This is a genomic window from Kitasatospora sp. NPDC091257, assembly GCF_044757675.1.
In the GTDB taxonomy this organism is placed as follows: domain Bacteria; phylum Actinomycetota; class Actinomycetes; order Streptomycetales; family Streptomycetaceae; genus Kitasatospora; species Kitasatospora lactacystinica.
On the sequence record NZ_JBIVVI010000181.1, the window covers coordinates 1 to 10,198 of the forward strand.

The 10,198-nt window shown below is 73.3% G+C and carries 10 protein-coding genes; all 10 read left to right on the forward strand.

Features of this window, described 5'->3' with window-relative positions:
* Positions 1 to 193: 193 nt before the first annotated feature.
* Positions 194 to 610 (forward strand): NADH-quinone oxidoreductase subunit A, encoded by a 417-nt coding sequence (locus ACIQOV_RS11495; RefSeq protein WP_359902891.1) that lies wholly within the window; start codon positions 194 to 196, stop codon positions 608 to 610.
* Positions 601 to 1,311, forward strand: coding sequence for an NADH-quinone oxidoreductase subunit B (locus tag ACIQOV_RS11500; protein WP_380553812.1), 711 nt, complete (start codon positions 601 to 603; stop codon positions 1,309 to 1,311). The genes ACIQOV_RS11495 and ACIQOV_RS11500 overlap by 10 nt, the downstream gene beginning before the upstream one ends.
* Positions 1,308 to 2,402 carry an NADH-quinone oxidoreductase subunit C gene (locus tag ACIQOV_RS11505; protein WP_401047517.1) on the forward strand — a complete coding sequence of 365 codons (1,095 nt, stop codon included), beginning with the start codon at positions 1,308 to 1,310 and terminating at the stop codon, positions 2,400 to 2,402. Before ACIQOV_RS11500 ends, ACIQOV_RS11505 begins: the two co-directional genes overlap by 4 nt.
* Entirely contained in the window at positions 2,399 to 3,358 is a 960-nt protein-coding gene (nuoH, locus tag ACIQOV_RS11510; protein WP_401047519.1) for an NADH-quinone oxidoreductase subunit NuoH, read from the forward strand. Before ACIQOV_RS11505 ends, nuoH begins: the two co-directional genes overlap by 4 nt.
* Complete coding sequence (locus ACIQOV_RS11515; protein ID WP_401047520.1) at positions 3,355 to 3,912, forward strand: NuoI/complex I 23 kDa subunit family protein; 558 nt, start codon at positions 3,355 to 3,357, stop codon at positions 3,910 to 3,912. The genes nuoH and ACIQOV_RS11515 overlap by 4 nt, the downstream gene beginning before the upstream one ends.
* Positions 3,909 to 4,637 carry an NADH-quinone oxidoreductase subunit J gene (locus tag ACIQOV_RS11520; RefSeq protein ID WP_401047523.1) on the forward strand — a complete coding sequence of 243 codons (729 nt, stop codon included), beginning with the start codon at positions 3,909 to 3,911 and terminating at the stop codon, positions 4,635 to 4,637. Before ACIQOV_RS11515 ends, ACIQOV_RS11520 begins: the two co-directional genes overlap by 4 nt.
* On the forward strand, positions 4,637 to 5,047 hold the full coding sequence (gene nuoK / locus ACIQOV_RS11525) for an NADH-quinone oxidoreductase subunit NuoK (RefSeq protein WP_401047526.1): 411 nt from the start codon (positions 4,637 to 4,639) through the stop codon (positions 5,045 to 5,047). The genes ACIQOV_RS11520 and nuoK overlap by 1 nt, the downstream gene beginning before the upstream one ends.
* Complete coding sequence (locus ACIQOV_RS11530; protein ID WP_401047529.1) at positions 5,044 to 7,098, forward strand: NADH-quinone oxidoreductase subunit L; 2,055 nt, start codon at positions 5,044 to 5,046, stop codon at positions 7,096 to 7,098. The genes nuoK and ACIQOV_RS11530 overlap by 4 nt, the downstream gene beginning before the upstream one ends.
* A gap of 53 nt (positions 7,099 to 7,151) precedes the next feature.
* A complete protein-coding gene (locus tag ACIQOV_RS11535; RefSeq protein ID WP_401047532.1) occupies positions 7,152 to 8,732 on the forward strand; it encodes a NuoM family protein in 1,581 nt (526 codons plus the stop codon).
* A gap of 56 nt (positions 8,733 to 8,788) precedes the next feature.
* On the forward strand, positions 8,789 to 10,198 hold a 1,410-nt coding region (locus ACIQOV_RS11540), incomplete at its 3' end, for an NADH-quinone oxidoreductase subunit N (RefSeq protein ID WP_401047534.1).

Here is a 10,198-nt window from a genome sequence, read left to right on the forward strand (position 1 = left end):
GTTAACCCCACCCCCGGGCCCGGTCGCCGGCGGTCCGCCACGGTGTCCACCGGCCGTCTTGCGGACCGAGCAGGTTTCGGGCGGAGCGGAGCGGTCCCCTTAGACTCACGCTTTGGCCATCGTTAGGCCCGTGAGAGTAAACGTCGTAGAACTGTCCTTAGGGCGGGTTCTCGGTCGAGGTGGAGGCGAAGGCATGGAGGGGAAGCACGCGGCTGCCGTCGCGGCCGACCCGGCGGTCGGCAGCGGCTACTTCGACGCGTACGCCGCGATGGGTCTGCTGGCCGTCGTCGGGGTGCTCTTCGTCGCCGTGGCGTTCACCGCCAACCGGCTGCTGCGACCCGTGGTGTACTCGCCCGAGAAGCTCCTCACGTACGAGTGCGGAGTGGACCCGGTGGGCGAGGACTGGGCGCACACCCAGATCCGCTACTACGTGTACGCCTTCCTGTACGTGATCTTCGCGGTGGACGCGATCTACCTGTTCCCCTGGGCGACCGTCTTCGCCACCGCCGGGTACGGCGCCGGAACCCTGATCGAGATGTTCCTGTTCATCGGCTTCCTCGCGGTCGGGCTGCTCTACGCCTGGAAGAAGGGCGTTCTGGAATGGACGTGACGCACTCCCACTCGCACGGCGGCGCCGAGGGCGGTCCCGTTCCGCTCGGCCTGCCGGACCCCGCGCGCCCCGGCGCCGTCGAGCGCCGCGGCATCGGCCCGCTGGCCCGGCTCGCGCCGGACCCGGTCAAGGTGGTGCTCAACTGGGGCCGCCGCTACAGCCTCTGGTGCTTCAACTTCGGCCTGGCCTGCTGCGCGATCGAGTTCATCGCCGCGTCCATGGCCAAGCACGACTTCATCCGGATGGGTGTCATCCCGTTCGCGCCCGGACCCCGGCAGGCTGATCTGATGATCGTCTCCGGGACGGTGACCGACAAGATGGCGCCCGCCGTCAAGCGCCTCTACGAGCAGATGCCGGAGCCGAAGTACGTCATCTCCTTCGGCGCCTGCTCCAACTCCGGCGGCCCGTACTGGGACTCCTACTCGGTCACCAAGGGCGTGGACCAGATCATCCCGGTGGACGTCTACGTACCCGGCTGCCCGCCGCGGCCGGAGGCGCTGCTCCAGGGCATCCTCAAGCTCCAGGAGAAGATCGCCGCCGAGTCCCTGCCGGACCGCTACGCGGCGCCCGCGTCGGCGCTGCGCCGTCCGCTGGTGACCGGGCCCTCGCACGGCACCGGGACGGGCTCCGGGGACGTTCCCGAGGCCGGATCCCCGACCGGGGCGCCGGCCGGCTCTTCGACCGAGGGAGGGGTCTCGTGACTTCCGCCGAGCAGTGCGCGGCGTCGGTCGGGGAGTGGGCGACCGGCGCCGAGGCGTACGGGCTGATCACCGTCGACGTCCCGGCCGAGAACTGGATCGAGGCGCTCACCAACGCCCGGGACGTCCTGGGGCTGGGCTTCTTCGACTGGCTGAGCGCCGTCGACGAGCTCGCCGAGGGCTTCTCCGTGGTCGCGCACCTGGCCGCCGTCGAGGCGCCGGGCGTGCGACACCTCGCGCTGCGAACCCGGGTGCCGCGCGACAGGGCGGCGCTGCCGACCGCCGTCGCCGTCTACGCCGGTGCCGCCTGGCACGAGCGCGAGACCCACGAGATGTTCGGCATCGACTTCCCCGGGCACCCCTACCTCGCCACCCTGCTGCTGCCGGACGGCTTCGAGGGGAACCCGCTGCGCAAGGAGTTCGTGCTCGCGGCGCGGGTCGCCAAGGACTGGCCGGGCGCCAAGGAGCCGGGCGAGTCCGATCACGGCGGCGGGCCGGCCCGGCGCAAGATGCAGCCGGCCGGCGTGCCGGACCCGAACGAGTGGGGGCCGCTCAAGGGCACCCTGCCGCCGGTCGCCGAGCGGCCCGCGCGCGGTGCGCGGGCGGCGGGCGCGGCGGCGCGGACGCCCCGGGCGGGCGCGGCCGGCGGTGCCGCCGCTGCCGGTGCTGCTGCCGCCGCTGAGGGCGGCGCTCCGGTGCGGGCGGACCGGCCGCGGCGGACCCGGTCGGTGTCCGAGGGGTCGGCGAGCCAGGCGGGCGCCGATGCCGCCGCCACTCCCGAAGCTCCTGCGGCTCCCGCCGCTCCCGCCGCCGAGGGCGCACCGCCGGTGCGGGCGGACCGGCCGCGGCGGACCCGGTCGGTGTCCGAGGGGTCGGCCAGTCAGACGGCCGGCGAACCGACGGCCGAGCCCGCGGCTCCCGTACGGCCCCGGTCCTCCGACGCGCCCCGGTCCTCCGACGCGCCCTGGCACAATCCGGTGCCCGCCCACGACGAGAAGCCCTCGGGCGAGAAGCCGGGCGAACCGGGCGAACCGGGCGAGCAGAAGGACGAGACCTCGGCCGGAGCGGCCGACCAGGACGGAGACGGCGCGTGAACCTGCTCGACACGGTGCTGCGCTGCGTCGCCACCCTCGTCGTCTTCCTGGTCTTCCCGCTGGTCATCGGCCAGACCGAGCACAAGGTCATGGCGCACATGCAGGGCCGGCTCGGCCCGATGTACGCGGGTGGCTTCCACGGCTGGGCGCAGCTCGTCGCGGACGGCGTGAAGTTCGCGCAGAAGGAAGACATCGTCCCGGCCGGGGCGGACCGCCGGATCTTCCAGCTGGCGCCCGCCGTCTCGCTGCTGCCGCACCTCTTCGTGCTGCTGGCGATCCCGGTCGGCCCGAACGGCTTCGTCGGCCAGGCGATCGACGCGGGCCTGTTCTTCGTGCTGGCCGTGATGGGCGTCGGCGTGATCGGCAAGCTGATGGCCGGCTGGGCCTCGGCGAACAAGTTCTCGCTGCTCGGAGGCCTGCGCACGGCCGCGCAGCTGATGTCGTACGAGCTGCCGATGGTGCTGGCGGCGGCCTCGGTGGCGATGGCCGCCGGCACGCTGTCGCTGCCCGGGATCGTGGACGCCTGGGAGTGGTACTGGCTGCCCTGGCAGGTCATCGGCGCGTTCGTCTTCTTCACGGCCGGTCTGGCCGAGCTCCAGCGCCCGCCCTTCGACATGCCGATCGCCGACTCGGAGATCATCTTCGGCGCGTACACCGAGTACACCGGTCTGCGGTTCGCCCTGTTCCTGCTGTCCGAGTACGTGGGCATCCTGGTGGTGTCCGCGCTGACCGCGGTGCTCTTCCTGGGCGGCTGGCACGGACCGCTGCCGGACCAGCTCGGCTGGCTCTGGATGATCCTCAAGACCTTCGCGCTGGCCTTCGTGGTCATCTGGCTGCGGGTCACCTACCCGCGTCTGCGCGAGGACCAGCTGATGCGCTTCGCGTGGACGGTGCTGATCCCGCTCGCGCTGGTCCAGCTGGCCCTCACCGGCATCATCAAGGTGGCGATCTCATGAGCTTCCCCGGTATCGGCCTCGCCAAGGGCCTGGCCGTGACGCTGCGGACGATGACGAGGAAGAGCGTCACCGCGCAGTACCCCGACGTGCAGCCGGTGCTGCCGCCGCGCTCGCGCGGCGTCATCGCGCTGCTGGAGGAGAACTGCACGGTGTGCATGCTCTGCGCGCGCGAGTGCCCGGACTGGTGCATCTACATCGACTCCCACAAGGAGACGCTGCCGGCCGCCGAGCCGAACGCCCGGGCCCGCACCCGCAACGTGCTGGACCGCTTCGCCATCGACTTCTCGCTCTGCATGTACTGCGGGATCTGCATCGAGGTCTGCCCCTTCGACGCGCTGTTCTGGTCGCCGGAGTTCGAGTACGCGGAGACCGACATCCACGAGCTGACCCACGAGCGGGACAAGCTCCGCGAGTGGATGTGGACCGTCCCCGCGCCGCCGGCGCTGGACCCGGCGGCCGAGGAGCCCAAGGAGATCACCACCGCGCGCAAGGCGGCGGACAAGCTGGCCGCGGCCGCGCAATCGGCCACCGACGAGAAGGGTGACGACGCGTGACCGGTGCCACCACGCTTCTCGCGGCGACCGGCTCCCTGGAGCCGGCCGCCCGTTCGTTCCTGTCCCCGACCGGCCAGGAGATCGTCTTCCTGCTGGTCGGCATCGCCGTGCTCGGCTCGGCCGTGGTCTCGGTGACCACCAGGCAGCTGGTGCACGCCGCGCTCTGGCTGGTGGTCGCGCTCGGCGGGCTGGCGGTGGAGTTCCTGCTGCTCACGGCCGAGTTCATCGCCTGGGTGCAGGTGCTGATCTACCTCGGCTCGGTGGTCGTCCTGGTGCTGTTCGGGCTGATGCTCACCAAGGCGCCGATCGGGCGCTCGCCGGACGCCGATTCCAAGAACCGCTGGGTGGCCCTGGTCGTGGCGCTGGCCGCGGCCGGGACCCTGGTCACGCTGGTCGTCGACGCCTTCCGGACCTCCTGGATCGACCTCGGCCAGGGCGGCGGCTCGGCCGCCGTCACCGGGGCCAGCCTGTTCCGGCACTGGGTGCTGCCCTTCGAGGCGCTGTCCGTGCTGCTGCTGGCGGCACTGGTCGGCGCGATCGTGCTGTCGCGCGGCTCCAAGCGGCGGGTGCCGGCGCCCCGGGCGGGCCGGCTGCGCGCCGGGCGGCCGGTCGGGTCCAACCGGACGGTCGCCGCGACCGCGCCGAAGCCGGCTCCGGCGACCTCCGAGCAGTCGACCTCCGAGCAGTCGACCTCCGAGCAGTCAACCTCTGAGCAGGAGGGCTGATGCACCTCGCCTACCCCGCCGTCCTCGCCGCGCTGCTGTTCAGCGTCGGCGTGTACGGCGTGCTCGCCCGGCGCAACGCCGTCCTGGTGCTGATGTCCGTCGAGCTGATGCTCAACGCCGTCAACCTCAACCTGGTCGCCTTCGACGCCTGGCTGCGCGACTCGCTGCACGCCGGGCAGGCGCTCACCCTGTTCACCATCACCGTCGCCGCCGCCGAGATCGGACTGGGGCTCGCCATCGTCCTGCTGCTGTTCCGGGCCCGGGGCACCGCGGACATCGACCGGGCCACCGCGCTCGGCGACCCGGCCGAGGCGTTCGCCGTCGAGGAGACGCCGGTCGACGCCGAGACACCGGTCGACACCGGGGCGCCGGTCGGAGCCGAGGCACTGAAGGGCCGGGCCACCGCATGAACCTCGCCCTTCCCGTACTCGTCCCGGCGCTGCCCGCGCTCGGCGCCGCCGCGACCCTGGCCGTCGGCCGGAAGGCGCCCGGGCTGGCCCGGCCGCTGGCCGTCGTCCCGGTCGCCGTCTCGGCGGTGCTCGCCCTGGTGGTCGCCCTCCAGCTGGGCACCGGCCAGACCCTGGACGCCGCCACCCGGCTCACCCCGACCGGCGGCCCGGACATCGCCCTCGCCCTCCACCTGGACGGCTTCAGTTCGCTGATCTCGGTGCTGGTCGGACTGGTCGCCACCTGCGTCCAGGTCTACTCGACCGCGTACCTCAAGGAGGACCCGCGCTACCCGTCCTACGCGGCGCTGGTCTCGCTGTTCACCGCGGCGATGTTCCTGGTGGTCTACTCGGGCGACCTGATCGTGCTGCTGGTCGGCTGGGAGGTCATGGGCCTGTGCTCGTACTTCCTGATCGGCCACCACTGGGAGACGGCGGACGCCCGCTCGGCCTCGCTGAAGGCCTTCCTGGTCACCAAGCTCGGTGACGTGCCGTTCCTGTTCGGGATCTTCCTGCTCGGCGCGGACGCCGGCAGCTTCCGCATCCCGGACGTGCTGGCGGCCGCGTCGGAGGGCCGGCTCGGGCACCCGACGCTGACCGCCCTGCTGCTGCTCGCCGGCGTGGCCGGCAAGAGCGCGCAGTTCCCGCTGCACACCTGGCTCCCGGACGCGATGGCCGGCCCGACCCCGGTCTCCGCGCTGATCCACGCCGCCACCATGGTCGCGGCCGGCATCTACCTGGTCGCCCGGCTGCTGCCGGTCTTCCTGCTGTCGGGCGCGGCGCTGGTCGTGCTCGCGGTGATGGCCGCCGTGACGATGATCGGCTCGGCGCTCTGCGCGCTCGCCCAGGACGACCTCAAACGGGTGCTCGCCTACTCCACCGTCGGCCAGCTCGGCTACATGGCCGGCGCGCTGGCCTCCGGTGACCGCGAGGCCTCGATCTTCCACCTGGTCACCCACGGCGCGTTCAAGGCACTGCTGTTCCTGGCCGCCGGTGTGGTGATCCACGCCGCGCACACCAACTCGATCTCCGCGATGTCCCGCATCCCCGGGCTGCGCAAACGCGTCCCCGACGCCTACTGGACGACGGGCATCGCGCTCGCCGCCCTGATCGGGCTGCCGCCGTTCTCCGGCTTCTTCAGCAAGGAGACGGTGCTCACCGCCGCCGAGCACGCCGCCAACGGCGAGGCGCTGACCAACGGCCTCGGCCCGGCCTCGGCGGTGCCGCAGGCGGCCGGGTGGATCGTGCTGATCTCCGCCGGACTCACCGCGCTGCTCACCGCCGCGTACGCGGCCCGGCTGTTCCTGGTCGCGTTCCACAGCCCGGCCGGTGCCGCCGCGGCCGCACCGCAGGTGCTGCCCGCCGCCGACCGGGGCACCGTCGTGGCCGACCACGAGGCCGGCGCGCCGTACTCGCCCGAGCTCGACGAGGCCGACCCGGCCACGGCCGAGCCGCCCGCGATGCGCTGGCCGCTGTGGGTGCTGGCCGTGCCGACCATGGGCTTCGGCATCGTCGGCCTGCGCTCGGACTGGCTGCCCGCGCTCCTGGACGGCGGCTCGCTGCGGCCCTCCGCCGTCACCGCCGTCACCGGCACCGGGCTCGCCGTGGTCGGCGCGCTCGCCGCGTACGGCGCCTGGCGCTCGGCGGCCGCCCGGCTGGGCACCGGCCGCCCGGCACCGGCCGGCCGGGTGCCCGAGCAGGGCGGAGCCCCGGCCACCGAGGTGATCGTCGCCGACCCCGGGCGCACCCTGCTCGGCCCGCTGTTCGGCCCGGCCCGGCACGGCTTCGGCGTCGACCGGCTGTACCGGGCGCTGTTCGTCCGCCCGGTGGTCGCCGCCGCCAAGCTGGTCCGATTCCTCGACCGCGAGGTCGTCGAGGGCTACGTACAGGGCAGCGGCATCGGCGCCAACCTGCTCGGCCGGGCCGTCCGGCTCGCGCAGACCGGAAACGCGCAGACCTACCTCAGCGCCCTGCTGGCCGCCGTCGTCCTGCTGGCCGTCCTGGTGGCGGTGTAGCCGGTGCTGCTGTTCTCCACCTCCGTCCCCTCGACCGCTGCTGGGAGCCCCCGATGAACGCAGTCCTCATCGCCCTCCTGGTGCTGCCGCTGCTCGGCGCCGCACTCACCCTGGCGCCGGTGTTCGGGCCGGACCGGGCCGTGGCCGGCCGGCGGGCACTGCGGCTGAACACCGTCGTCACCGGCGCGGTGTTCCTGCTCACCGTCGCCCTCGCGGCCGGCTTCGACCACGACGAGCCCGCCCGGATGCAGGCCACCACCGACGTGTCCTGGATCCCGGCCCTGCACGTGCGCCTCCACCTCGGGGTGGACGGCGTCTCGCTGCCGCTGATCGTGCTGACCGCGCTGCTCACCTTCCTCTGCGCGCTCTACTCGGAGAAGCGGCTGCCGGGCGGGGACGCCCGGGGCGCAGCCCCTGATGAGCCTCGTCCGTCGGCGCAGGCCTTCGTCGGGCTGTTCCTCCTGCTCGAAGTCGGCATGCTCGCCACCTTCGCGGTGCTGGACCTCCTGCTCTTCTTCCTGGCCTTCGAGATCGTGCTGATCCCGATGTACTTCCTGATCGCCCGCTGGGGGAGCGGCGCGAAGGTGCCGGCCGCCAACCGGTTCATCCTCTACACGCTGCTCGGCTCGGCCGTGATGCTGCTCGGCTTCCTGCTGATCGGCAGCAAGGCCGGCACCTTCGACATGCAGGCCCTGGCCGCCGCGCACGGCAGCGGCCTGAGCCACACCACCCAGGTGGTCGCCGCGCTGGCGATCCTGGTCGGGCTCGCGGTCAAGGCCCCGGCCTGGCCGCTGCACAGCTGGCTCCCGGACGCCCACACCGCCGCCCCGACGGTGGGCTCGGTGCTGCTCGCCGGCGTGCTGCTGAAGATGGGCACCTACGGCCTGGTCCGCGTCCTCCTCCCGGTCGTGCCGGACGGCGCCACCACGCTGGCCCCCTACCTGGGCGCCTTCGCGGCCGTCGGCATCGTCTACGGTTCCCTGGCCTGCCTGGCGCTTTCCCGCCCCGGCGCCAAGGGCGACCTCAAGCGCCTGATCGCGTACTCCTCCGTCGGCCACATGGGCTTCGTGCTGCTCGGCATCGCCTCCCTCACCCCGGTGGGCGTCAACGGCGCGCTGTTCGCCAACATCGCCCACGGTCTGATCACCGGTCTGCTGTTCTTCGTCGTCGGCGCGCTCAAGGACCGCTACGGCACGGCCGACCTCGACACCCTCGCCGGGGCCACCGGCGCCGCCCTGTACGGCCGGGCCCCGCGACTGGGCGTGCTGCTCGCCTTCGCCGCCGTCGCCAGCCTCGGCCTGCCCGGCCTGGCCGGCTTCTGGGGCGAGCTGCTCGCCATGTTCGGCGCGTTCGACCCGGCCGACGGCCTGTCGCGCCCCGCGTTCGTCACCTACATGGTCCTGGCCGGCCTCGGCACCCTCCTCACCGCCGCGTACCTCCTGATCGTGGTCAAGCGCGTCTGCATGGGGGACCCCGAGCAGCCCGCACCGGTGGCCGAGCTCGCCGACCTGCGCCCGTACGAGGCCGTCAGCTGGATGCCGCTGGCCGCGCTGACGCTGCTCGCCGGCCTCTGGCCCGCGCTGCTGCTCGGCCTCTCCGATCCCGCCGTCAAGCACCTCCTCGGGGGTGGCTGACCGTGCTCGCAGCCCAGACCGCCGCACTCGGACCTCACTCCACGGGGCAGCACACTGTGACCTCCCTCGCCGTAGCCAACCCGGGCAGCCTGATCCAGTCCGTGGACTGGGTGGCGATCGCACCGCCGCTGATCGCCGCCGTGGCCGCCCTCGCCGTGCTGCTCACGGACCTGTTCCTGCCCGAGCGGCACAAGAAGTGGCTCGGCCGCCTCACCGCGGCCGGACTCGCCCTCGCCCTCATCGCACTCCTCCCCCTCACCGGCGGATCACCCCGAGCGACCTTCTGTGTGCAGAACGTAGCAGGGGGGTCCGACAACGGCGGCTGCTCGTACGTCGCCGACCACTTCGCCCTGGTGTTCCAGCTGCTCGCCCTCGGCGGCGCGCTGATCGCGGCGCTGCTGTCGGCGCACACGGTGGAGGACGAGCGGCTGCCGCGCGGCGAGTACTGGTTCCTGCTGCTCTCCAGCGCCACCGGCGCCGCGCTGCTGCCCGCCTCCCGCGACCTCGCCACCATGGTGATCGCCCTGGAGGTCGCCTCGCTGCCCGCCTTCGCCCTGGTCGCGCTGCGCCGGGACGGCCGGGGCGCCGAGGCCGCCTTCAAGTTCTTCGTCTCCTCGGTGACCGCGACCGCCGTGATGCTGCTCGGCGTCGGCTTCGTCTACGCGGCGAGCGGCAGCCTGCACCTCGGCGCCGTCGCCCAGGGCCTGGAGCACGCGCCCGGGCAGCTCAAGCCGCTGGCCGAGGCGGGCGCGGTGCTGACCCTGGTCGGCTTCGCCTTCAAGGTCGCCGCCGTCCCGTTCCACTTCTGGGTGCCCGACACCTACACCGGCGCGCCGCTGCCGGTGGCCGGCTACCTCTCGGTGGTCGGCAAGGCGGCCGGCCTGTCCGGGCTGGCGCTGGCCACCACCGTCGCCTTCCGCCCGTACGCCCACACCTGGGGCCTGGTGCTCGCGGTGCTGGCCGCCGTCACCATGACCGCCGGCAACGTCGGCGCGCTGCGCCAGCGCTTCGACACCCGGTACAGCGCGGTGCGGCTGCTCGCCTGGTCCTCGGTCGGCCAGGCCGGGTACCTGCTGGTGCCGCTCGCCGCGGCCGGCTACGCGCCCACCGGCGCCGACCCGCTCGGTGCCACCGCCGCGTACGCGCTGATCTACGGCGTGGTGAACCTCGGCGCCTTCGGGGTGGTCGCCGCCGTCGGCCGCCGGCCCGGGACCAGCGTGGACGAGTTCCGCGGCCTGTTCGCCCGCAACCGCTGGACGGCGCTGGCGCTCGCCTTCTTCCTGCTCTGCCTGGCCGGGCTGCCGCCGGGCGTGATCGGCCTGTTCGGCAAGGTCGTGGTGTTCCGCGCGGCGGTTGACGCCGGGCTGGGCTGGCTCGCCGTGGTGATGGCCGTCAACGTGGTCATCGCCCTGTATTACTACCTGCTGTGGACGGCCCGGCTGTTCGCCCCGGGGGACGAGCCCCTT